The 21,146-nt window shown below is 61.8% G+C and carries 22 protein-coding genes; 12 read left to right on the top strand and 10 right to left on the bottom strand.

What is annotated here, in order from left to right; all coding sequences use genetic code 11:
- Positions 1-76: 76 nt before the first annotated feature.
- From recO to ACSQ3J_RS01535, 5 genes are all read left to right on the top strand, one after another.
- Positions 77-823, top strand: coding sequence for a DNA repair protein RecO (recO, locus tag ACSQ3J_RS01555; RefSeq protein WP_060503601.1), 747 nt, complete (start codon positions 77-79; stop codon positions 821-823).
- A gap of 14 nt (positions 824-837) precedes the next feature.
- Entirely contained in the window at positions 838-1,347 is a 510-nt protein-coding gene (locus ACSQ3J_RS01550) for a PaaI family thioesterase (protein WP_060503600.1), read from the top strand.
- 168 nt (positions 1,348-1,515) lie between these two features.
- Positions 1,516-4,374: a DUF2339 domain-containing protein gene (locus tag ACSQ3J_RS01545; protein ID WP_060508674.1), complete on the top strand. Its 2,859-nt coding sequence runs from the start codon at positions 1,516-1,518 to the stop codon at positions 4,372-4,374.
- Positions 4,375-4,414: 40 nt separating this feature from the next.
- Complete coding sequence (locus ACSQ3J_RS01540) at positions 4,415-5,071, top strand: HD domain-containing protein (RefSeq protein WP_060503598.1); 657 nt, start codon at positions 4,415-4,417, stop codon at positions 5,069-5,071.
- 81 nt (positions 5,072-5,152) lie between these two features.
- Complete coding sequence (locus ACSQ3J_RS01535; RefSeq protein ID WP_060503597.1) at positions 5,153-5,998, top strand: MOSC domain-containing protein; 846 nt, start codon at positions 5,153-5,155, stop codon at positions 5,996-5,998.
- Here the strand turns inward: ACSQ3J_RS01535 and ACSQ3J_RS01530 are convergent.
- Positions 5,995-6,993 (bottom strand): aldo/keto reductase, encoded by a 999-nt coding sequence (locus tag ACSQ3J_RS01530; protein WP_060503596.1) that lies wholly within the window; start codon positions 6,991-6,993, stop codon positions 5,995-5,997. The two genes, ACSQ3J_RS01535 and ACSQ3J_RS01530, sit on opposite strands and share 4 nt — an antisense overlap.
- Before the next feature lie 110 nt (positions 6,994-7,103).
- Complete coding sequence (locus ACSQ3J_RS01525; RefSeq protein WP_060503595.1) at positions 7,104-8,042, bottom strand: phytanoyl-CoA dioxygenase family protein; 939 nt, start codon at positions 8,040-8,042, stop codon at positions 7,104-7,106.
- Positions 8,043-8,166: 124 nt separating this feature from the next.
- On the opposite strand from ACSQ3J_RS01525, the gene ACSQ3J_RS01520 reads away from it, so the two are divergent.
- The 5 genes from ACSQ3J_RS01520 to nadC all read left to right on the top strand — a co-directional run bounded on the left by ACSQ3J_RS01520 (position 8,167) and on the right by nadC (position 14,482).
- The gene (locus tag ACSQ3J_RS01520) at positions 8,167-9,033 is read left to right on the top strand and encodes a helix-turn-helix domain-containing protein (RefSeq protein ID WP_060503594.1); all 867 of its coding nucleotides are present in this window, start codon (positions 8,167-8,169) and stop codon (positions 9,031-9,033) included.
- A gap of 108 nt (positions 9,034-9,141) precedes the next feature.
- Positions 9,142-10,386 carry an MFS transporter gene (locus ACSQ3J_RS01515; RefSeq protein WP_060503593.1) on the top strand — a complete coding sequence of 415 codons (1,245 nt, stop codon included), beginning with the start codon at positions 9,142-9,144 and terminating at the stop codon, positions 10,384-10,386.
- Positions 10,387-10,557: 171 nt separating this feature from the next.
- Positions 10,558-11,637 carry a quinolinate synthase NadA gene (gene nadA / locus ACSQ3J_RS01510; RefSeq protein ID WP_060503592.1) on the top strand — a complete coding sequence of 360 codons (1,080 nt, stop codon included), beginning with the start codon at positions 10,558-10,560 and terminating at the stop codon, positions 11,635-11,637.
- Between the two features lie 169 nt (positions 11,638-11,806).
- Complete coding sequence (locus tag ACSQ3J_RS01505) at positions 11,807-13,405, top strand: L-aspartate oxidase (protein ID WP_060503591.1); 1,599 nt, start codon at positions 11,807-11,809, stop codon at positions 13,403-13,405.
- Positions 13,406-13,573: 168 nt separating this feature from the next.
- Positions 13,574-14,482 carry a carboxylating nicotinate-nucleotide diphosphorylase gene (nadC, locus tag ACSQ3J_RS01500; protein ID WP_436038550.1) on the top strand — a complete coding sequence of 303 codons (909 nt, stop codon included), beginning with the start codon at positions 13,574-13,576 and terminating at the stop codon, positions 14,480-14,482.
- 11 nt (positions 14,483-14,493) lie between these two features.
- On the opposite strand, the gene ACSQ3J_RS01495 is transcribed toward nadC, so the two are convergent.
- A complete protein-coding gene (locus tag ACSQ3J_RS01495; protein ID WP_436038549.1) occupies positions 14,494-14,715 on the bottom strand; it encodes a DUF6434 domain-containing protein in 222 nt (73 codons plus the stop codon).
- Positions 14,716-14,725: 10 nt separating this feature from the next.
- Positions 14,726-14,956, bottom strand: coding sequence for a hypothetical protein (locus tag ACSQ3J_RS01490; RefSeq protein WP_436038548.1), 231 nt, complete (start codon positions 14,954-14,956; stop codon positions 14,726-14,728).
- Positions 14,957-15,089: 133 nt separating this feature from the next.
- On the opposite strand from ACSQ3J_RS01490, the gene ACSQ3J_RS01485 reads away from it, so the two are divergent.
- Positions 15,090-15,821 (top strand): sulfite exporter TauE/SafE family protein, encoded by a 732-nt coding sequence (locus ACSQ3J_RS01485; protein ID WP_436038547.1) that lies wholly within the window; start codon positions 15,090-15,092, stop codon positions 15,819-15,821.
- Between the two features lie 103 nt (positions 15,822-15,924).
- A complete protein-coding gene (locus ACSQ3J_RS01480; RefSeq protein WP_436038546.1) occupies positions 15,925-16,437 on the top strand; it encodes a superoxide dismutase family protein in 513 nt (170 codons plus the stop codon).
- A gap of 11 nt (positions 16,438-16,448) precedes the next feature.
- Here ACSQ3J_RS01480 and ACSQ3J_RS01475 read toward each other — a convergent pair whose 3' ends face one another.
- The 6 genes from ACSQ3J_RS01475 to ACSQ3J_RS01450 form a co-directional block, all read right to left on the bottom strand.
- Complete coding sequence (locus ACSQ3J_RS01475) at positions 16,449-17,273, bottom strand: mechanosensitive ion channel family protein (RefSeq protein WP_436038545.1); 825 nt, start codon at positions 17,271-17,273, stop codon at positions 16,449-16,451.
- A gap of 93 nt (positions 17,274-17,366) precedes the next feature.
- The gene (locus tag ACSQ3J_RS01470; RefSeq protein WP_436038544.1) at positions 17,367-18,341 is read right to left on the bottom strand and encodes an NUDIX hydrolase; all 975 of its coding nucleotides are present in this window, start codon (positions 18,339-18,341) and stop codon (positions 17,367-17,369) included.
- A complete protein-coding gene (locus ACSQ3J_RS01465; RefSeq protein WP_436038543.1) occupies positions 18,331-18,870 on the bottom strand; it encodes a tyrosine phosphatase family protein in 540 nt (179 codons plus the stop codon). The genes ACSQ3J_RS01470 and ACSQ3J_RS01465 overlap by 11 nt, the downstream gene beginning before the upstream one ends.
- A 1-nt stretch (position 18,871) precedes the next feature.
- Positions 18,872-19,480 carry a YfbR-like 5'-deoxynucleotidase gene (locus ACSQ3J_RS01460; protein WP_436038958.1) on the bottom strand — a complete coding sequence of 203 codons (609 nt, stop codon included), beginning with the start codon at positions 19,478-19,480 and terminating at the stop codon, positions 18,872-18,874.
- On the bottom strand, positions 19,477-20,316 hold the full coding sequence (gene ygfZ, locus ACSQ3J_RS01455) for a CAF17-like 4Fe-4S cluster assembly/insertion protein YgfZ (protein WP_436038541.1): 840 nt from the start codon (positions 20,314-20,316) through the stop codon (positions 19,477-19,479). Before ygfZ ends, ACSQ3J_RS01460 begins: the two co-directional genes overlap by 4 nt.
- Before the next feature lie 72 nt (positions 20,317-20,388).
- The gene (locus ACSQ3J_RS01450; RefSeq protein ID WP_436038540.1) at positions 20,389-21,138 is read right to left on the bottom strand and encodes a hypothetical protein; all 750 of its coding nucleotides are present in this window, start codon (positions 21,136-21,138) and stop codon (positions 20,389-20,391) included.
- Positions 21,139-21,146: the final 8 nt, after the last annotated feature.

The following is a 21,146-nucleotide window of genomic DNA, read 5'->3' as shown; positions in this document are numbered from 1 at the left end:
TCCGGTTGCCGGGTGATCTGGCGATCGGGTGGCGTTCTGATTGTTTTCGCCTGCCGCCGGGAGTAAAACTGAAGCCATGCAGTGGAGCGATCAGGCCATCATCATCGGCGTCAAGCGGCACGGGGAAACCTCCGTGGTCGCCGAGGTGATGACGCGGGTGCGCGGCCGCCATCTCGGGCTTGTGCGCGGCGGCAGGTCGCGGACGATGCAGCCGGTGCTGCAGCCCGGCAACGAGGTCGAAGTCACCTGGCGGGCGCGGCTCGACGAGCATCTGGGTGAGTTCAAGATGGAGCCTGTGCGCCTGCGTGCGGCACGGTTGATGGAGGCGGCAACTTCCGTTTACGGCGTTCAGGCCATGGGTGCACTGCTTCGGCTCTTACCTGAGCGCGATCCGCACCCGCATCTCTATGAAGCACTCGATGTCATCCTGGAAAATCTGCACGACCCCCGCGATGCCGGTGAACTGTTCGTGCGCTTCGAGATCGCTGTATTGAATGATCTCGGCTTTGGACTTGATCTTGCGGAATGTGCAGCCACCGGAACGCGCGACGATCTCATTTATGTTTCGCCGAAATCCGGCCGGGCGGTCAGCCGGGCCGCAGGCGCGCCCTATGCCGGCAAGATGCTGGCGCTGCCGGGTTTCCTGGCGCAGGGCGGCGCCGCCGATTTTGATAGCCTGTCCGAAGCGTTCCGCATGACGGCGTTCTTTCTTCATCGCCATGTCTACGAGCCGCGCGGCATTGGCCTTTCGGCCGCCCGCGAAGGGTTTGTGCAGGCGGCACTCAAGGCCCTGAAGCCGCAGAGCGCGACAATCCTCCCATAAGGAATCCTTCACGCATGACTGTCGAACTTTATCCCGGAATGACCGTGTCCGGCGTCGGCACGGTGCCGCTTGAGGCTGTCGCGCGCGATGGCGGGCTGAAGGCGATGCTCGACCTTCTGGCCGGCGTGCATCCCGCGCCGCCGATGTCGGCAACCCTGAAATTCGGATTGAGTGAGGTCGAAGAGGGCAGGGTCGTCTTCAAGGGGCTGCCAGCCGCCGAACATCTCAATCCGCTGGGTACCGTGCATGGCGGCTGGGCGGCGACCATCATGGATTCGGCTCTTGGCTGCGCCGTCATGACGATGCTGAAACCGGGCGAGGCCTATACGACCGTCGAGTTCAAGGTCAATCTGGTCCGCCCGCTGCTGCCCGGCATGGGCGAGGTGTTCTGCGAAGGCAAGATCGTCCATCGCGGCCGCACGATTGCAACCTCGGAAGCGTGGCTCAAAGGCAAGAACGGCAAGCTTCTGGCTCACGGCACGGAAACCTGCGCGATTTTTCCGATCGAGAACCTGATGCGCTGAGTGCGCTGCAAATGGTTGTCACTCGAAAGACGGGTGCTGCGGCACAACCAGAGGGGACAACAATCCGGTGAACATATCGTCGATCTGAACCGTCTATGATTGGCGTCCGGCTGAAAAGCTGTATGGTTCGCAGGATCGCGCCGTCACTGGCGCCATGGAGAAATCAGAATGGAAGTCATTGCTTTCATTGCTTTTGGTCTAGCGCTTGCGGCGTTTTTCAACGGGCGTAAGACAGATGGACGGCTGGATGCCGAGATTGCCGCGCTGAAGGAACAGCTGGCGCAGCTTCAGGCGCGCCTACCCGTCATTCCGGCCGCTGATGCGGTGGTCGAAGCAGCCGATCAGCCCGAAATGCAGGAAAGCGCGCCGGAATCGCTGGAGGTGATACCGGCGGAAACGCCGCGCGCTGCCGAAATCCGCAAGGGTGACGCGATCTTCGGCGGCCTGCCACCCAGCCAGGATGCCGTCGAAAAAGCGTCGCGTGGCGAACCGGTGGCCGCCCGTTCGAACGCGGCGAGCACCACGATCGACGCCGTCGCCCCGCGCCAGAAGGAAAGCCTCGAGAGCCGTCTCGGCGCGCGCTGGGCGGTCTGGGTCGGCGGTATCGCGCTGGCGCTTGGCGGCGTCTTCATGGTGAAATATTCGATCGATGCAGGTCTGCTCAGCCCGGTCGTACGGTTGTCGATGGCGGCCGTCTTCGGTCTCGTCCTGATGGCCATCGGCGAGTTTGTCCGCCGCCGCGCCGTGCCTCTGGTGGCCGACGCATTCCAGAATGCGATGATCCCCGGCATCCTGACCGCGGCAGGCGCCGTCACCCTGTTCGGGGTGTGTTATGCCGCCCATGGCATCTATGGTTTCATCGGGCCGGTTACCGCCTTTGCGCTGTTGGCCTTGGTATCGCTTGCCACCGTTGGCCTGTCGCTGCTGCATGGGCAGGCTCTGGCCGGTCTCGGGCTGCTGGCCTCGCTGGTCACGCCGGCAGTGGTTTCGTCTGAAAGCCCCAGTCCCTGGAGCCTGTTCGGCTTTCTCAGCATCGCCTGGATCGCCACCCTTCTTGCCGCCCGCATCCGCCGCTGGACGGTGGTGCCATCGATGGCCAATATCGGCCTTTGCCTCTGGGCACTGGCCTATATCGCCTCGGCAACGCCATTTGAGACACGGCCCGTCACCCTGATCATGCTGGTGATGATCGCCGGTGTCGGCTTAATTTGGCCGGGCAAACTGGCGGACACCATCGATGACCAGCCGGCAGAGCCGGACCAGCCGCTTGCAGCCGTGCCGTCGTCGTGGGAGCGCACCATGACCCCGCCCTTCGTGGCGATCACGGTAACAGCGGGCATTTCCGCTCTTCTCACTGCGCTGGCGATGATCAGCCCGCTCGCCACCGCCTCCGGCTATCCGGTCATCGAGTTCAGCCTTGTCGTTGCTTCTTTGGCAGCGCTTGGTGCGACGCGCAGCTATGCCGTCTATCCTGCCATCTTCTCCGCCGTCGGCACGATATTGGGCGTCTGGAGCATGACGGCGCTGAGCGGCCTTCTGACATTCATCGATCCAACCATCCCCGGCCACATCGTCACGTTTGCTGTTTCCGGTCACACCGCGATGCTGGCCAGTATGATTTTGTCCGGCGTGTTCATCGCGCTTGGAGCCCTTGCCATCCATCTGCATGGCAAGGACCGTCCGCCGCTCGCCACCATCTGGGCCACCATCACGGCTGTTGTTCCGATCGCACTGATCGGCATGTCTCTGCTGATGACTGGCAATCTGACATTCGATCTGCCACATGGATTGTTTGCGCTGGCTGCGGGCCTCGTCCTCCTCGGCCTCACCGAGTGGTTCTCGCGCAGCAAGGGCGGCGATGACGGCCTCGATCTGCCACAGGCTTTCCTCGTCGCCGGTTCGCTTGGCTTGATCATCATTGCGCTGCATGCCCTGACTGATGGTCTCGCGACCACCATCCTGATTGCGCTTGTCGGCGCAGCCTATGTCGCGGCCACGCGTCTGCGGACCTGGCCGTCACTGCCCTGGATGATGGTCGGCGCCGCCATCGCCGTGCTTGCCCGTATCGCCTGGGAACCGACCATCGTTGGCACTCTCCATCTTGGCAAAACACCGGTCTTCAACGCGCTTCTGGCCGGTTATGGCATTCCGGCGCTGCTGCTGGTCTTCTCGGCATTCGAGTTGCGCCGCTGGCCGGATCTGCGGGTGCGCAATCTATTACAGGCGCTTGCCAGCCTGTTCGTGCTTCTGACGGTCGCCATCCTCGTGCGCCATGCCATGAACGGCGGCGTGCTCGACAGCGCCGTGCCGACACTCGGCGAACAGTCGATCTACACGCTGCTTGCCATCGGCGCCTCGGGCATCATGATGACGCTCGACCGCAAGTCACCGAGCCCGATTTTCCACTATGGCAGTATGGTGATTGGTGTCCTGTCGATCCTGTCGATCCTTTTTGCCCATCTGATCGGGCTCAATCCTTATTTCAGCGGCGAACTGCTCGGCTCGATCCCGTTCTTCGATCTCTTGCTGATCGGCTACCTGCTGCCGGGGCTCGGTTATGCCGGCCTCGCCTGGTATGCCCGAGGCAAGCGGCCGGTGCCTTACGTGACGATCCTTGCCGTCGCCGCTGCGGTACTTGCCTTTGCCTGGGCAACGCTGTCGGTGCGCCGGTTCTGGCAGGGGCAGAACATCGCTGATTGGAAAGGGTTTGTGCAGGGCGAGACCTATACCTATTCCGTCGTTTGGCTGCTGCTCGGCGTGTTGTTGCTGGTGCTCGGCTCCCGCTTCAATGCCAAGAGCATCCGCATCGCCTCGGCGGTTCTGGTCTTCGTTTCGGTGCTGAAAGTGTTCTTGATCGACATGGCCAATCTCGAAGGTTTTCTGCGCGCGCTCTCGTTTATCGGCCTCGGCGCGGTGCTGATCGGCATCGGGCTGTTCTACCAGAAGATCCTGTCCGGCAGGGCGGGTGCCGGGCCACAGCAGGAAACACCGGTGGACATCGAGGCGGAACCGGGTCAAACAGCCTGAGCTGTTTCGATTCTCCAGCAACCGTTTGGATGGACGCCGCATGAGCCACAGTGTTTCGCTCGCCGCCGCTTTTGCGCCTCACCAGGCTCTTGCGGAACAATTGCTGCCTTACGCCGTCTCCGGCAATGACGGCTCGCATGATGCCGCTCATCTGATCCGGGTGTGGAAGAATGCGCTGCGCATCCACGGCTCGGAAGGCGGAGACCTGCGCATCATCGCGGCCGCGGTTTTGCTGCACGATTGCGTTTCGGTCGAAAAGAATTCGCCCGATCGCGCCCATGCCTCGCGGCTTGCGGCCGAGAAGGCATTCGAAATACTGGATGCGCTCGGCTGGCGGACCATGGACATCACTGCGGTCGCCCACGCGATCGTCACGCACAGTTTTTCTGCCAACATTGCCCCTGAAAGCCTCGAGGCGAAAATTCTGCAGGATGCGGACCGGCTCGATGCGATCGGCATGATTGGTGCTGCCCGCTGCTTCTACATTGCCGGACGCATGGGCAGCGGCCTTTATGATCCGCTGGATCCACTCGCCGAAAATCGCCCGCTCGACGACAAGGCCTTTGCCATTGATCATTTCGAGACAAAACTGTTCAAGCTGACCGATGGTTTCCAGACGGCGGCGGGCCGGGCGCTTGCCCGCCAAGGGCAGGAGCGGCTGCGTGCTGTGCTCGGCATGCTGCTTGAGGAAATCTAGAAAAACCAAAGCCTTGCCGTGATCTGCGGAATCGATCTGCAATGCGCTTGAATCACAATCTGAACGCTCGGGAGTGACGACATGAAGGTGACTGGTCTCAACATCCACCCGCTGAAGAGCGGCCGCGCCATCCCGCAGACTTCGGTTTCGATCCAGCATGACGGCTTGGCCGGAGACCGCCGCTTCATGGTCGTCGATCCCGACGGAAAGTTCATCACCCAGCGCGAATTGCAGCTTCTGGCGCAGGTGGAAGCCACCCATGTGACCGGCGGCGTTCACCTGAAAATGGGAACCCGGTCCACCACCGTCTCCTTCGATCCCGCCCGGCGGCTGGATGTTCGCGTCTGGGACAGCAAGGTCAACGCCGCCGTGTCCGAAGACCATACCAATACCACGCTGTCCGGCTGGTTCGGCCGCCCGGTCAAGCTGGTGCATATGGATGAGCGCGCCACCCGCGCGGTCGGCGAGGAATGGGCGGGCAAGGCGGCACCCGTCGGCTTTGCCGATGGTTTTCCGGTGCTGATCACCACCACATCGTCGCTTGCCGATCTCAACGTCACGCTGATTGCAAAGGGACAGGAGCCGGTCGGTATGGACCGTTTCCGCACCAATATCCTGATCGACAATGACGATCCCTGGGAAGAGGATTTTTGGGAAAGCGTCGAGATCGGGGGCATCATCTTCGATCTCGTCAAACCCTGCGCCCGCTGCATCATGACAACGCAGGACCAGGTCACCGGCGAGCGCATCGGCGGCAACCCGATCCAGGGGCTTGCCGAAAAGCGCATGTCAGCCGACCGTCGCGTTCCGGGTGTCCTGTTCGGCTGGAATGCCGTGCCGCGCAGCGAGGGCGCGATCAATCTCGGCGACGAGATGCGTGTTGTCAGCGAACGAGCCGACCGCTGGCCGATGAAGATCAGGGCTTAACGCCGTTCGCACCGCAACGCGCCGTCAATCTCCTCCATGACCAGTGCTGGTAGTGGCCCCTTCTCCAGCGCCCCGGCATTTTCCTCGACCTGCTTCACCGTGCGAAAGCCGGGGATCGGTAGTGTGTTGGGCGAGCGTGCCCAAAGCCAGGCGAGAGCCCCTTGCGTCAATGTCCGGCCGTCCGTTTGCAGGAGGTCGCGGATCACATCGAGCCGCCGTGAAAACTCAGGAGAGACCACGCCGTCGCGGAAATATTGCAGCCAGTCGAGATCGGCGCTGCGCACATCGTTTGCGGCCAGTCGGTCGCCCGGCTTGAACTTGCCGGAGAGCAGACCCATTGCCAAAGGGCCGCGGTTGATCGAAATGAGATCGGTCTGTTCGACGAGCCTGATCATCTCGTCTGCCGGCTCCAGAACGTTCATCGTATGCTGCACCGAAACGAAGCCATCGCGCCCGGCAAAGCGCGCCGCCCGGTCCGGCCAGTCCGTGCTCCAGCCATAGGCGGCGATCTTGCCCTCGGCTCGCAGGCCGTCGAGTGTGGTAAAGACCGCATCGGCCTCATGCGGATCGAATTCATTGAGATGGAATTGCAGGAGGTCGATCCGCTGGCGCTTCAACCGCTTTAGCGAGGTTTCCACTGAGGCCCGGATGAATTCCGGCGACGCAAAGGCGCCTGTCGCCTGTTTTGTTGCCGGATCGGTGGCGAAGCCGAATTTGGTGGCGATGACAATGTCGGGATGAGAGGCGAGGGCTTGGCCCAGAACATCCTCGGAATGACCGGCGCCGTAGTTCGACGCCGTGTCGAAGAAGCGGATACCGAGATCGATGGCGCGATGGATCGCCCGGATCGATTCCGCATCATCGACATCACCCCAGCCGAGCGGCACGTCTCCGGCATAGAATGGACCACCGATGGCCCAGCAGCCCATGCCAAGACGCGGAATGCTGCGTCCGTCCCAAAGTGTGATGCCGGTTGGTTTTGTCCTGTCGAGCATGATGACCTCCGCGTGATGTTTGCGGGAAAGCTATCAGCCGCTGGCCCTTGCCCATACGGACAGTCTTGCAGGGTGTTTTTCACCGGTGAAAAACACCCTGCTTAAAAACGTTATGTCCAGCTCTTCAAGCCAAGCAGCTTTTCACCGAGGGGGCTGAGTTCAGCGGTCGCGGCATTCTGCTTTTCCCATTCGCGTGGGTCGCCGGGAAAGGCATCGCGGCGGGGATGGTCGCGTTCGCGCCAGAGCCGGATGCGTTCCTGCCGTTCGGTTTCGTTGCTCTCCTCGGCCGGGTGCATGGAGATATATTGCGCCATTCGCACCCGGTCGCCGGAATGGTTTGGCCGCACACCATGCGCCAGCAACGAGTTGAAGATCAACAGATCGCCGGGCTCCATCTCGATGTTGACGACATCAAGGCCTGCTGTGTCCGGATGCATCGGGTCGCGGTCAGTGGGCTGCGTTTTCACCCATTCTTCATGGTGCTCGAACAGCCAGGGAATGCACTGGAATCCGCCGACATCGCCGTCCTGCTTCTTCAGGCTGAGAACGCCCTGCACGCCGACAGGCAGAGGCGTGATCGAGGTATCCACATCCCAGTGGATGAAGCCGCCCGGATTGCCCTTCACCCGTTTCGGCGGATTGAGGTTTGCCCGGTCGATCGTCACCCAGAGGTCTTCGCGGTCCCAGATATCGACAAAGGCGCCGTAGACACGCGGCTCCTGGCGATTGTCCCAGAGATGCTGGTGATTGTAGATCTCCAGCATGCCAGTATTGTTGAGTTCCTTCATCTTGTGTTCGCGGCGTTGCGGCGCATACCAAGTGTCCGGATTGGCCGGGTCCTTTTCGTCGAACTGCCAGAGCAGGTTGACCAGCCGCTCGACATTCGCCATCGGTACGGCCTGGCGCACGATCACGTAACCGCGGGTGATCCAGTGTTGCCAATCGGCTTCAGACAAGACCCTGAGCGGCAGTGTCTTCTTGATGTCCTTCAGCTGCGTCTCGACCGCGCTGCTGGTCGGATGGCTGTCTTTCTTGGCGGCAGTCTGCATGGCGCTTCCTCTTCTCCATGACGTGTATCGATGAAGAGAGGATAGCCCCCTTGGAGTGTTGATGTTGTCGCCACGACGCAAGTTCTGATACTATTCTGGCGTAGTTGTTTGGGAATATGCGGGAATGAAGCCACATCTTGAGCGCTTGCGGCCTGCCGCCGATTCATCCTGGTCGATGCTCAACCGCCGGCTGGACGACGGTATCCCGTTTCAATGGCACCACCATCCCGAACTGGAGTTGACGCTGACGCTCAATTCGCGCGGCGAACGGTTCATCGGCGATCATATCGGGACGTATGACGACGGTGACCTCGTGCTGGTGGGCTCCAACCTGCCGCATACCTGGTGTTCGGCCGAAAAGATCGATACGGACCGTCCGCATGTGGCGCTGGTCCTGTGGTTCCGCCCGGAATGGGTGGAGGCCCTCGATGCGACCTTCACGGAACTGGCCGCCGCGCGCGTCATGCTGATAGGCGCAAGCGCCGGCCTGAAATTCTCGCCGCAGTTTGCAGCGCAAGCCCGGCCGCTGATCGAGGCAGCTTTCACCGAGCCGCCGGAAGACCGGTTGCTGAGCGCCATTCGAATTCTGACCTTGCTTGCCCGTGATAGGGAAGCAAAGCCCCTGTCGAGCACACTGGCTGTACCGGCGGCAGGGCAGGGCGATCGCGCCCGTCTCGATCGTGTTCTCGATCATATTCACCTCCACTACGCCGAAAGCCTGCCGGTCGATGTACTGGCGGGGATCGCCGCCCTCAGTCCGTCCGGCTTGCACCGTCTGTTCGGGCGCCATCTGCAAACGACAATATCGGACTATGTCATGCGCCTGCGGATCGGCGAAGCCTGCGCGCTGCTATCGGGAACGGACCGGCCGGTTGCCCATATCGCCGGTGAGGTCGGTTACGGCTCGCTTGCCAATTTCAATCGCCAGTTCAAGGCGTTGAAGATGCGTACGCCGCGGGATTATCGTAATAGTTTTCGCGCGCGTCGCTGATCGATAGCGGCTTATCCATCAATGTGGCTGATCCGAACGTCATTTTATTTCGCTTTTTTAGCAAGATGCTACAGCGTAAGTTGCGGCCTCAATCACACGGAGTCGCTCATGTCCGCCGTTTCCTCCCCATCCGCAACGCGGGCGCCCGCAGCCAGTCCCGGTCTGCCCTGGCTAATCATCATTGCCGGGTCCCTCATCGCCGTTCTGACCTTCGGACCGCGCTCGGCCATGGGCTTCTTCCAGCTGCCGATGCTCGCCGATACCGGCTGGGACCGCACCACGTTCGGCCTTGCCATGGCCTTCCAGAACCTTGCCTGGGGCGTCAGCCAGCCGTTCTTCGGGGCAATCGCCGATAAATACGGCTCTTGGCGAGTGCTGGCTTTTTCCGGTCTCGTCTATGCCGCTGGCCTGATCATCATGGCATTTGCCAACGCGCCGATCTGGCTGCATATCGGCGGCGGCGTCATGGTGGGGCTGGGGGTCGGTTCCGGTTCGTTCGGTATCCTGCTGTCGGCCTTCGCCCGCAACGTCACGCCGGAGCAGCGCTCGATGGCCTTCGGCATCTGCACGGCGGCCGGTTCCGCCGGGATGTTCCTGTTTGCGCCGCTGAGCCAGGGCCTGATCTCCGCCTTCGGCTGGTCGGACAGCCTGATCTACATGAGCGCGCTGATGTTGCTGGTGCCGCTATTTGCCATCCCGTTGCGTGGCAACTCCTCGTCCGGCACCCAGAAGGAAGCGCAGTACAAGCAGTCGATCGGCGAGGCGCTGAAGGAAGCACTCGGCCACAAGAGCTATCTTTTGCTTGTCACCGGCTTCTTCGTCTGTGGCTATCAGGTGGCTTTCATCACTGCGCATTTTCCGGCCTATATCGGCGATATCGGCATCGATGCGCGTTACGCGGTGATTGCGCTCGCCCTGATCGGCTTCTTCAACATCATCGGTTCGCTCGCTGCCGGTTTCATCGGCCAGCGTTATTCGAAGCCGTATTTTCTGTCGTGGATCTATATTGGCCGGTCGGTGGTGGTGTCCGCCTTCCTGCTGCTGCCGCAGTCGCCAACGTCGGTGATCATCTTTGCCGCGCTCATGGGCCTGCTCTGGCTATCGACGGTGCCGCCGACAAACGGGCTTGTCGCCATCATGTTCGGCACGCGCCATCTCGGCCTGCTTGGCGGTATTGTCTTCCTGTCGCACCAGATCGGCTCCTTCCTTGGCGTCTGGATGGGCGGCTATCTCTATGACCATTTCGGGTCCTACGATCCGGTCTGGTGGCTCGGCGTGGCGCTTGGCGTCTTTGCCGCCATCGTCCATTGGCCGATCGAGGAAAAGGCTGTGACCCGTCCAGCGGTGGCCTGACACCCGCGATTTCTTGCACTCCCGCAGAAAATAGCGGGAGTGCATTCTTGAAAACTGTCACAAAACTTTCTAAATCTCATCTCCCGGCCCTGCCGGTTTTGTTTTGATCCTATTATGCTCAGTTTGAGCAAAATAGGTCAGCCGCCGGAGGGGCGGCAAGAGGAGCAGTCGATGACCATCGCACAGAGCAAGGCAACCCTTGAAGGTTCCGGCGCGGTAAAGACCGCAGCCGAGCGTTTCGGCATAATCGAGCGGCCGGACCTGACGTTCACGCCGGAGATCGCCCGCGAAACCGAGCATCTGTATGAGCGCGTCAAGCAGTTCGTGCCCGCCTTCGAATGGCCGGTTTATGCGCCCTATGTGCATGCCATCAACCGGCTGAAGAAAGAGCGTGGCGCGGTCATCCTCGCCCATAATTACCAGACCCCGGACATCTTCCACTGCGTCGCCGATATCGTCGGCGACAGTCTGCAGCTGGCGCGTGATGCCACCAAGGTCGATGCCGAGATCATTATCCAGTGCGGCGTGCATTTCATGGCCGAGACTTCCAAGCTGCTTAATCCGGAAAAGACCGTGCTGATCCCGGACGGCAAGGCCGGTTGCTCGCTGTCGGAATCGATCACCGGCGCCGATGTCCGGCTTTTGAAACAGCGCTATCCCGGCGTGCCGGTGGTGACATACGTCAACACCTCTGCTGACGTGAAGGCCGAGACCGACATTTGCTGCACGTCGTCCAACGTGCTGGCCGTCGTTGAAAGCCTGGAGAGCGACACCGTCCTCTGCATCCCCGACGAATACCTGGCCATGAACGTCGCCAAGCAGACGAACAAGAAGATCCTCACCTGGAAGGGCCATTGCGAAGTGCACGAGCGCTTCACGGCGGCCGAGCTGCTGGCCTACAAGGAAGCCGATCCGTCGATCGAGATCATCGGTCACCCGGAATGCCATCCGGATGTCATCGCCGTCTGCGATTTCGCTGGTTCGACCGCCGGCATGATCAACTATGTCAAGGACAAGCGCCCGCCGCGCGTGCTGCTGGTCACCGAATGCTCGATGGCCTCCAACATCCAGGCCGAGATCACCGGCGTCGATTTCATCAAGCCGTGCAATCTCTGTCCGCACATGAAGCGCATCACGCTGCCGAAGATTCTCGACAGCCTGTTGTTCATGACGGAGGAAGTTCTGGTCGATCCGGCAATCGCCGATCGCGCCAGGCTTGCCGTCGAGCGGATGGTGAATTTGAAGCAATAAAGGGGAAGCCGGGCGCTGCCTCTTCCCCCCAGCGGGGAGAAGGTGACCGGAGGCCGGATGACGGGGGCGAGCAAACCGGAGTTTGCCCTACCGCCCCCACATCCCCTCGCTGCGCTCGGCACTTCTCCCGCAGGGGAGAAGAGGGAGACACTCCCGGAGGAGGAAGAGCATGCTGACCGATCATTTCCGCCCACAGTCCTTCAACGGCATCGACGATATCGTCATTGTCGGCGGTGGCCTCGCCGGGCTTTTCTGCGCGCTGAAGCTCAGCCCGCGTCCTGTAACGGTGCTCGCAGCAGCGCCCATCGGTCACGGCGCTTCGTCCGCCTGGGCGCAGGGCGGCATTGCTGCTGCCATGGGACTTGGCGATACGATCGACAAACACGTTGCCGATACGCTGGTGGCCGGGGCCGGTATCGTCGATGAAAAGATGACGCGGTTGATGGTGGCGGAAGGCCCGGCCCGCATCCACGATCTGCTCGGCTATGGCGTGCCCTTCGATCACGATCTGGAAGGCAAGCTGCTTCTGTCGCGCGAAGCCGCCCATTCCGAGCGCCGCATCGTCCGCGTCAAGGGTGATATGGCCGGCAAGGCGATCATGGAAGCGCTGATTGCCGCCGTGCGCAACACGCCGTCGATCCGCGTTCTGGAAGGGTATGTCGTCGAGGAACTGGTGCGGCAGGGCCGGTTCATCTCCGGCGTCATCGCCCGTCCGGATGCCGGACAGTCGAAGAACCGTGTGTCGTTTCCGGCCCGCGCGGTGGTGCTGTGCTCAGGCGGCGTCGGCCATCTCTTTTCCGTCACCACCAATCCGACCGAAGCGTGCGGCCAGGGTGTCGGTATGGCAGCGCGTGCCGGTGCGATCATCGCCGATCCGGAATTCATCCAGTTTCATCCGACCGCGATCAATATCGGCCGCGATCCTGCCCCTTTGGCAACCGAAGCCCTGCGCGGCGACGGCGCCCACCTGATCAATTCGGCCGGCAAACGCTTCATGCTGGATATCCATCCGGACGGCGAACTCGCACCGCGCGACATCGTTTCGCGGGGTGTGTTTGCCGAAGTGCAGGCCGGGCGCGGCGCGTTTCTCGATTGCACCAAGGCGGTCGGCGCACATTTCCCCGAAGCGTTCCCGACTGTCTATGCCTCCTGCATGTCGGCAGGCATCGATCCGGTCACACAGCCCATCCCGGTCGTTCCGGCGGTTCATTATCACATGGGTGGCGTCCTGACCGATGCGGAAGGCCGGACCTCGATCGATGGACTCTGGGCCGCGGGCGAGGTGACCTCCACCGGCGTCCACGGCGCCAACCGGCTCGCCTCCAATTCGCTGCTTGAGGCCGTGGTCTTTGCCGCCCGCATCGCCGAAAATATCAAGGGCATGTTGCCGGAGCCGAAGATCACCGACTGGGGCGCCAATGCCGGAGAAAATGACGATCCGGTAACGCTGGAAGACAGCCCGCCGCTGACGGCGCTGCGCCATATCATGAGCGATCATGTCGGCGTCATCCGCAGCCAGGACACGCTGACGCGCGCCATCCGGGCAATTGCCAATCTCGAGCGTCAGAACACCCGGTTGCGCTTCAGCAACATCGTCACCACGGCCAAACTGATCACCACCGGCGCCTATCTGCGAACGGAAAGCCGCGGCGGTCATTACCGCTCCGACTACCCGGATCCGCGCCCGGAATGGAAGCACCGCACGTTCCTCACACTCGCTGAAGCCGACCGGGTCGTCGCCGAAGTGGCGGAAACGGAGAGTGTATAGGTGGTTCTTCTCCCCACCGGGGAGAAGGTGGCCCGTAGGGCCGGATGAGGGGGCCGCAAACCCGGACTGTGCCGTGCCGCCCCCCTCATCGCCTCGCATTCGCTCGGCACTTCTCCCCCGCAGGGGAGAAGAGGAATTCTACCAGTTCGAAACCGAAAGTGCTCAATCATGACACAAACCGCCCTTCGCCCCGAACTGCCCGCCCTGATGGTCGAGGATCAGGTTCGCACGGCCCTTCTGGAAGATCTCGGCCGCGCCGGTGATATCACCACCTATGCGACGATTGCCCCGGACCGGACGGCAACAGCTGAAATGAACGCCCGTGAAACCGGTGTCGTTGTCGGCATGGAGCTTGCCCGCACCGCCTTTCGCCTGATCGATCCGGCCATCCGCTTCGAGGCGCTGGTGAAGGACGGCGACCAGATTGCGCCGGGCACGGCGATGGCCCGCATCTCCGGCCCGGCCCGTGGCCTGCTGTCGGCCGAGCGCGTCGCGCTGAATTTCCTCATGCATCTCTGCGGCGTCGCCACCTACACATCGAAGTTCGCGGCCGAGATCGCCCATACCCGGGCAAAAGTTTGCTGCACGCGAAAAACCATTCCTGGCCTGCGGGCGCTGGAAAAATATGCGGTGCGTCTCGGCGGTGGATCCAATCACAGATATGGCCTGGACGACGCGATCCTGATCAAGGACAACCATATCGCCGTCTCCGGCGGCGTTGCCTCTGCTGTTCATGCGGCGCGCGCCTATTGCGGTCATCTCGTCAAGATCGAGGTCGAGGTCGATGGTCTCGACCAGATGCGCGAGGCGCTGACCGCCAGCCCGGACGTGATCCTGCTCGACAATATGGGGTCTGATCTGCTCAGGGAGGCCGTGGCCATCAACGCCGCGCATTGGCAACTGTCCGCTGACGCCTATCCGTCCGACCCGCGCCGGACGAAGCTGGAAGCGTCAGGCAACGTAAACTTCCAGACTATTCGTGCCATCGCCGAAACCGGCGTCGACTATATCTCGACCTCAAAAATCACCATGGCCGCGCCGACGCTGGATATCGGGCTTGATATCGTCATCGGCTAAATGCGGGCGCGTCAGGCACCAGCGATTGTGTGACGCCGCTTCCATTCGTCGGCGACGTCACCCATCGTCTTTTCCGTGCCGTCCTTGATCCAGGCCATGAAGGCGCGGTCGAGCGCAAAGCCGTCACCACATTCTGTGGCGAGAAAACGGCGGACATTCTGCGTGTTGCGATAGTTGCGCGTGACCGCCGTGTTGCGGTCGATCGGATCAGCGTGCCAGTCGAACCCCGTCATCTCTTGCTTCCTATCGTTGCAGTACGAACGGACAGACCAGGCGCGCGCCGATCGTCAGCGTCTTGCCGCAGTCGTAGCGGCAGGTTTTGAACTGTCCATTCAGGTCGTCGCTGGTCAGGTTGCATTGGGTAATCGCCGGTTGGCTGGTGGTACCGTTGTTACCGAAATAATCGGAAATGGCAGGCTTGTCCTCCGGGGCCGTCAGAACAGCACCGGCGAGGAGAAGAGCAATGATCTTCATCGGTTTCTCCTGTTTTCATCACGGCCGTTGGTCATAGGGCTTGTGAATTGCCGTCAGGGAACCTTTACCTACACGGCGTGGTTGGCGCAAATAGGCCGCGTTTCCAATCGCTGGATTTGAAGAAGGATTGTTCGTGTCGGCAGATTTCTGGATTTTCGTTGTCATCGGTTTCTTCGCACAATTGGTCGATGGCGCTCTGGGAATGGCCTTCGGCCTGCTGTCCACCACCAGCCTTCTGGCCTTCGGTGTCCCGCCGGCAACGGCAAGCGCGATGACTCATATCGCCGAAATCTTCACGACCGCTGCATCCGGTGCATCGCATACCTATCAGCGCAACATCAACTGGCGGCTTGTCGCGCGGCTGGCTCCCGCTGGCATGATCGGCGGGGCGCTCGGCGCCTACGGCGTGTCGAACATTGATGGCAAGGTGATCGAGCCGTTCGTTTCGGCCTATCTGGTGCTGGTCGGCCTCTATATCCTGTTCAAGGCGGTGCGGCCGCTCTGGGTGCGCGAGGTCAGGGATTGGGCCGTGCCGTTCATCGGTTTGGGTGGCGGCGTTCTCGATGCTGCGGGCGGCGGCGGCTGGGGGCCGATCGTGACGACATCACTGATCGGCCGCGGCCATGACCCGAAAAAGGTCATCGGTTCCACCAGCCTGACCGAGTTTCTCGTCACCCTGACGATCTCGGCGACGTTCGTATTCACGCTTGGCTGGTCCGATCTCGGCTCGGCGATCGGTCTCGTGCTGGGTGGAGTGCTGGCTGCTCCCATCGGCGCGATCGTCGTCAAGCATTTGCCGGTCAGGCCGCTTCTGATCGCCGTTTCCCTCGTCATCATCACCACGTCGGCGATCCGGATATTCTGATCCGCACATCACCGGGTTTCTCCGGCCACACCGGTTGATTGTGGAACTGCTGGCCGCATCAGGCGTTGCATCTTCAGCCAATCATCCACTGGAGGAATGTCTGATGAAATGCTTGCTCCCCACGCTCGCCCTTGTTCTCGTCACATCGACAGGCGTTTTTGCACAATCGTCATCCCAGACTGCCATCGCCAATTTCATCGGCAAGGATGGCAAGGAGACGGGACGGGCAACCCTGACGCAGGGTAAGAATGGCGTGCTGATCGAGGTGGAGGTGACAAACCTGCCGCCCGGAAAGTGGGTGGCCTTTCATGTGCACGAGACCGGCAAATGCGACGCCGCGCACAATCATGAATCGGCCGGCAAGCATTTCAACCCGGGTAATGCCGAACATGGTTTTCTCGCCGCCAACGGCCCGCATGCCGGTGATATGCCCAACCAGTATGTCGGCGCCGATGGCGTCATGCGAGCGCAGGTCTTCAACAGCATGGTGGTGCTCGACAATGCCGATAACGGTATTCGCGGCCGGGCGCTGATGGTGCATGCGAAATCCGACGACAATCGCAGCCAGCCTTCGGGTGATGCCGGTGACCGGCTCGCTTGTGCGGTCATCGAATAGCAGCCCCGGCCCTACGAGGGGGCCGGATCCTCGGCTGGCTGTTCAGGCAGATAAAAGACACGCTTGGCGGCCCGCAGCATATCGCGTGTCGTTGCCCACCATTTGGCGGTGCCCACCCAGTAGCGAAGCGTCAGCGATGTCCCGTCCTTGCTCAGATCGGCAATGAAAGTCGAGGGGGCCGGGGTTTGTTCGATGGCCGGATTTCCTTTCGCAAGATCCAGCAAGGCGGCCTGAGCCGCATCGATATCCTCGTGATTGCCGATGATTACCGTCAGGTCATGGCGCCGCAGGCGCTCGCGGCTGTAGTTGGTGACCGGAACATTCCAGAGCGTCGAGTTTGGTGCGAGGCGATAGAGCCCATCCGCTGTCCTCAGCTCCGTTGCGAAGAGACCGATTTCCGTGACGGTGCCGGTGACGGCAGGCGTTTCGATCGACTCTCCGACCCGGAACGGCCGCAGCACCAGGAGCATGATTCCCGCCGCTATGTTCTGCAGAGTTCCCTGTAGCGCGAGCCCGATGGCCAGACCGGCGGCGCCCAAGGTCGCGATGATCGAGGCGGTCTGTACACCGAACTGGCCAAGAACGGTGATGAAGACCAGCAGCAGGACCGCGTAGCGCACGATATTGGAGAAAAACCGGGCGAGCGTCTCGTCGATGCCGCGCACCCGTGACAGGCCGGAATAAGCCCAGTTGTGCAGAAGCCGCGAAATGATCCATCCTACAAACAAAAGGATGACGGCGCCGAGGACCGAGAAGGAATATTGCACCGCCAGCGCGCTTGCCTGACTGAGCGCCGTGCGTGTGGCGATGATGACGTCCGTTGCCTGTTGTTCCATCGGGCCTTTCCCTTGTCATGCTTGAAGGGGAGGGAGATGGAGCGCGGGGCCGGTGCGTCAACCCTGAAAAAAGGCAGTTGCTGTCAGCAGCATTTATCGACCACCAACTTTGAGGCCGGGTGCCGGACGTTCGTCGAGAATTTGGCGGCGGAAACGGAAGAGGGCGGCTGGCCGTCCACCGGTCGCAGCCGTCAGCATGCCGGTCGGCTCGACCAGTTCGGCGCCTTCGACCAGACGGCGAAAATTCTGTTTGTGCAGATGCCGTCCGGAAATCGCTTCCACCGTCGCCTGCAGGTCCGTCAGCGTGAATTCGGGTGGCATCAGTTCGAAGATCACCGGCCGGTATTTGATCTTGCCGCGCAGCCGCGCAACCGCCGTGGCAACGATGCGGCGATGATCGTGACGCATTGTCAGGCCAACCGGTGGAGTGGCGGTGGCGCTGGCGCGGCCGTCGACCACGGCTTCGCCGACCAGACCGGCCTCATAGAGAAGTTCGTAGCGCTCCAGCACGCGCTCCTCGTCCCAGGGGAAATCATCGAGCCCGAAGGCAAGGCGTGTGCGGGTGCGCCGTTGCGGCAGGCCCATCCGCTCGTCCTGATGTCCGCCCTTTTCCCATTGGCGCAAGGCGGGAAGAATGATCTGGTCGATCAGCACTGGCCGGCCCTGCCGCCAGTCTTCCCACGGCAGGTAGCTGTACCAGTCGCGCCAATGGGCGCCGGCCTCGGCGAGGCGGGCGTTGTTTTCCGCGTCCGTGCGGGTCAGCGCCAGATAGCCGACCGACACCATATGCGTACTGCTTTCGCCCGCCGAGCGGTGGCGGCCCTGGTCGCCAAATGTGTAGAGCTGCTCGATGTACCCGAGATCAAGCGCCGTCTGCTGCTCGACGCTGGCGCGAAGGCTGGTTTCGAATGTCCGGTGGCGGGCAGGGTCGAAGGGGCCGAAGGGCAGGCCGTCCCGGCTGTCACTCTGTTCGTCGCTGACAGCGAGGATACGCGGCGAGCGGCTGGTCACCGCGACGATCGCGGCGTTGAGGCCGATTTCGACGCCAACGGTCCTGTCAGCCGGCATGGACGGCAGGCTCCGGCAGCGGGGAAAAGACGAAGGGCACGTTTCCATCGGTATCGGCACCGCGGCCGATGGCCTTGATTGCCGCCACCAGCCGGCCGTTGCGCGACAACATCCGATCACCGATCTCGATCAGCCGGGAATTGGGCGTGACATAGGCGGAGGCGGCGCGCAGCCGCAATGCAAGCTCTGTTTCGTCCTGATCGGGCTCAACCGCCAGGGAGGCGATAACGGCAGCGGCGGGCGAGCGCGATATGCCCATCCAGCAGTGGATCAGCAACGGAGCCGAACGATCCCATTGCCGCGCAAAGTCGATGATCTGTTGCACGTGCTCTTCGCCCGGAGCGACAAGAGCGGCATTTCCGGAAAAGGTAATATCGTTCATTCCCAGCAGCAGATGCCGGGCAGCCGTAATCACGGCCGGACGATGAAAGGCCTGCTCCTTGGCCATCAGGCTGATCATTTCGCGGGCGCGATGGCGCACAGCCATTTCGGCGATGCGCAACAGGGGCGAGACGACGATCACCGGCATCTCAGGACACCGCCCGTAAAGCCGAACGTTCCGTCTCGATCGCGGCAAACCGTTCAGCAAACAATCTTTGCGCCTCGATGGCCGGCAGCGGAGCGATCAGGATCATCTCGCGGGTGATGCCGCGCGGCTGGCCAAAGAACTTGCGCGCTTCGGTCAGTGAAAATCCGGCAAGCACGGTCGCCTCGAAATAGGCAGCGATCTGATCGGCCTTCTTGATCCGGGTCTTCAGCTCCGCCGATGCCGCGGCAGGAAGGCCGAAACGCAGATGAATGGCGCTCTCCAACCTCTTCTCGACCACCTTGTAGCCGCCGCCGACCACGGCCTTGAACGGCGAGATCATGTCGCCGATCACATATTCCGGGGCATCATGCAGCAGGGCCATCTGGCATTCCTCGGCTGTGCAGCTGAACTGGCGGCGAAAGATTTCCTCGACGACAAGGCTATGCTGGGCAACGGAAAAGGCGTGATCACCGTCCGTCTGGCCGTTCCAGCGGGCAACACGGGCAAGCCCGTGGGCGATATCGGACAGCTCGACATCGAGCGGTGAGGGGTCGAGCAGATCGAGCCGCCGTCCGGAAAGCATGCGCTGCCAGGCACGGGCAGACATCAGGCGCTTTCCTCACCGGCTTCAGCCGGGAAATCCAGGCCTGTCCAGGTGGGCAGGGTGAGCGTTACCGCGGTGTCTCCGGCAAGGATCGGCTCGCCCGAAGCGATGGCTTCGCCAGCCTTGTCGATGCGCACGATCGCCAAGCCTGATGCGCCAATGACGCTGCCGAGCGTGCCGATCGAGCGTCCCTTGACCGTCAGCGCTGTTCCGGTTTCCGGCAGTGCGGTTTCTGCTGCGACAATCACCACACGCCGCCGCGCGGTGCCGCGATGCTGCATGCGCGACACGACTTCCTGGCCGACATAGCAGCCCTTCTTGAAGGACAGTGCGCCGTTCTTGTCCATCAGCACATCATGGGGAAAAGCGTCCTGCAGAGCATAATCGGAGCCCGAAACGGCAATACCGCTCTGAATGCGAAGGCGATCATAGTCGCCGGTGCCAGCCGTTTCGCCCTCTCCACCATAGGTGCGGAAAACGGCCAGTCCGGCCTTGGCAAAACGCGCATCGCGATAGGCGCCGGGCGCCTCGTCGAAACGGATGGCAACGGCGGCAGGATTGGCGAGCGACAGTGAAATCGGCGCGCGTAGCTTGTACATGGTCAATCGCTTCAACAGCGCTTCGGCCTGATCCGCGCCGGTTTCGAGATTGATCGTCGCGCCGTCGCGGCTGACCATGAAGTCAAACAGAATCTTGCCCTGTGGTGTCAAAAGCGCGCCGGGCTTTGCTTCGCCGTCTTCGAGAAGGTCGAGATCGGTGGTGATCAGCGCTTGCAGGAATTCCTGCGCGTCCTGTCCCGACACGGTAATCATGGCACGATCTGGAAGGGTGACGGGCTGCATGGCGTTTATCCTGTTTGTCAGGTGAAACAGGTAGGATTTCGCACGCGCCGCGGCAAGCGCTTTGCGCCGCCGTTAGTCGCCAGCCACGAAAAATTTCCACTGGCCGTCAGGTGTGATCCCCACGCGGTAGAAATTGTAATTGCCGCCTTCTTCCATCTCGGCGAAATCGCCGGCGGTCACCAGACGGAACAGATCAACCTTTTCCGGCGGGGTCAGGGATGCCAGCGGCTTTTCGGTGAAGTAGGGCCAGACATAGGCTTCTTCAGGCGTACCCTTGTCGACGAGAACGAAACCGGCCGACAGCACATCGAGCAGGATCGCCAGGATTTCGATCCCTTGCGGATCGCCCGACAGGCCCTTCAGCGTCTCGATCGGATCGGCATCGGCCTCGCCGACTTGAGTCTGGGTCGGACCTTTGCCGAGCAGGGGCCGCAGCCGTTCGATGTCGCCGGAGGCGGCAGCCTCGACGATCAATTCGCGCATCCGGGCGACCGGCTTGGGAATTTTGGAAACGTCCGACAGGACCTCGACCGGAGCGGCTGGCGCCTTGTCCTCTATCGAATCATCCTTGGCGTCACGGGCAGGCTTGTTGACCAGCGGATCCGGCATCGGAATCTGCATGGGGCCGGTATCGCGTGGCTCGTCTTCTTCGGGAACGTCCTTGGCCGGCTTATCCTGGCTCGTTTCGCCAGGTATCTGCTTCAATTCGCTGAGTGCGAAGGCTCGATGGGGTAGGAGGATGGATGAGACGAGCAGGCTGGAAAGCAGCAACGCAGAAAGGCGAACCGCACGCATCCGGCATGCTGACAGCTGACGTTCCATGATAGCCT

This window comes from Rhizobium sp. LjRoot98 (assembly GCF_964252935.1).
In the GTDB taxonomy this organism is placed as follows: Bacteria; Pseudomonadota; Alphaproteobacteria; order Rhizobiales; family Rhizobiaceae; genus Pararhizobium.
The sequence above is the reverse complement of the archived record's forward strand: the minus strand, read 5'-3'. Positions and strand labels throughout refer to the sequence as shown.

Excerpts from the sequence above, each read along its gene's own strand:
- recO (WP_060503601.1), top strand. The coding sequence starts at position 77 with ATGCAGTGGAGCGATCAGGCCATCATCATCGGCGTCAAGCGGCACGGG.
- ACSQ3J_RS01550 (WP_060503600.1), top strand. The coding sequence starts at position 838 with ATGACTGTCGAACTTTATCCCGGAATGACCGTGTCCGGCGTCGGCACG.
- ACSQ3J_RS01545 (WP_060508674.1), top strand. The coding sequence starts at position 1,516 with ATGGAAGTCATTGCTTTCATTGCTTTTGGTCTAGCGCTTGCGGCGTTT.
- ACSQ3J_RS01540 (WP_060503598.1), top strand. The coding sequence starts at position 4,415 with ATGAGCCACAGTGTTTCGCTCGCCGCCGCTTTTGCGCCTCACCAGGCT.
- ACSQ3J_RS01535 (WP_060503597.1), top strand. The coding sequence starts at position 5,153 with ATGAAGGTGACTGGTCTCAACATCCACCCGCTGAAGAGCGGCCGCGCC.
- ACSQ3J_RS01530 (WP_060503596.1), bottom strand. The coding sequence starts at position 6,993 with ATGCTCGACAGGACAAAACCAACCGGCATCACACTTTGGGACGGACGC.
- ACSQ3J_RS01525 (WP_060503595.1), bottom strand. The coding sequence starts at position 8,042 with ATGCAGACTGCCGCCAAGAAAGACAGCCATCCGACCAGCAGCGCGGTC.
- ACSQ3J_RS01520 (WP_060503594.1), top strand. The coding sequence starts at position 8,167 with ATGAAGCCACATCTTGAGCGCTTGCGGCCTGCCGCCGATTCATCCTGG.
- ACSQ3J_RS01515 (WP_060503593.1), top strand. The coding sequence starts at position 9,142 with ATGTCCGCCGTTTCCTCCCCATCCGCAACGCGGGCGCCCGCAGCCAGT.
- nadA (WP_060503592.1), top strand. The coding sequence starts at position 10,558 with ATGACCATCGCACAGAGCAAGGCAACCCTTGAAGGTTCCGGCGCGGTA.
- ACSQ3J_RS01505 (WP_060503591.1), top strand. The coding sequence starts at position 11,807 with ATGCTGACCGATCATTTCCGCCCACAGTCCTTCAACGGCATCGACGAT.
- nadC (WP_436038550.1), top strand. The coding sequence starts at position 13,574 with ATGACACAAACCGCCCTTCGCCCCGAACTGCCCGCCCTGATGGTCGAG.
- ACSQ3J_RS01495 (WP_436038549.1), bottom strand. The coding sequence starts at position 14,715 with ATGACGGGGTTCGACTGGCACGCTGATCCGATCGACCGCAACACGGCG.
- ACSQ3J_RS01490 (WP_436038548.1), bottom strand. The coding sequence starts at position 14,956 with ATGAAGATCATTGCTCTTCTCCTCGCCGGTGCTGTTCTGACGGCCCCG.
- ACSQ3J_RS01480 (WP_436038546.1), top strand. The coding sequence starts at position 15,925 with ATGAAATGCTTGCTCCCCACGCTCGCCCTTGTTCTCGTCACATCGACA.
- ACSQ3J_RS01475 (WP_436038545.1), bottom strand. The coding sequence starts at position 17,273 with ATGGAACAACAGGCAACGGACGTCATCATCGCCACACGCACGGCGCTC.
- ACSQ3J_RS01470 (WP_436038544.1), bottom strand. The coding sequence starts at position 18,341 with ATGCCGGCTGACAGGACCGTTGGCGTCGAAATCGGCCTCAACGCCGCG.
- ACSQ3J_RS01465 (WP_436038543.1), bottom strand. The coding sequence starts at position 18,870 with ATGCCGGTGATCGTCGTCTCGCCCCTGTTGCGCATCGCCGAAATGGCT.
- ygfZ (WP_436038541.1), bottom strand. The coding sequence starts at position 20,316 with ATGCAGCCCGTCACCCTTCCAGATCGTGCCATGATTACCGTGTCGGGA.
- ACSQ3J_RS01450 (WP_436038540.1), bottom strand. The coding sequence starts at position 21,138 with ATGGAACGTCAGCTGTCAGCATGCCGGATGCGTGCGGTTCGCCTTTCT.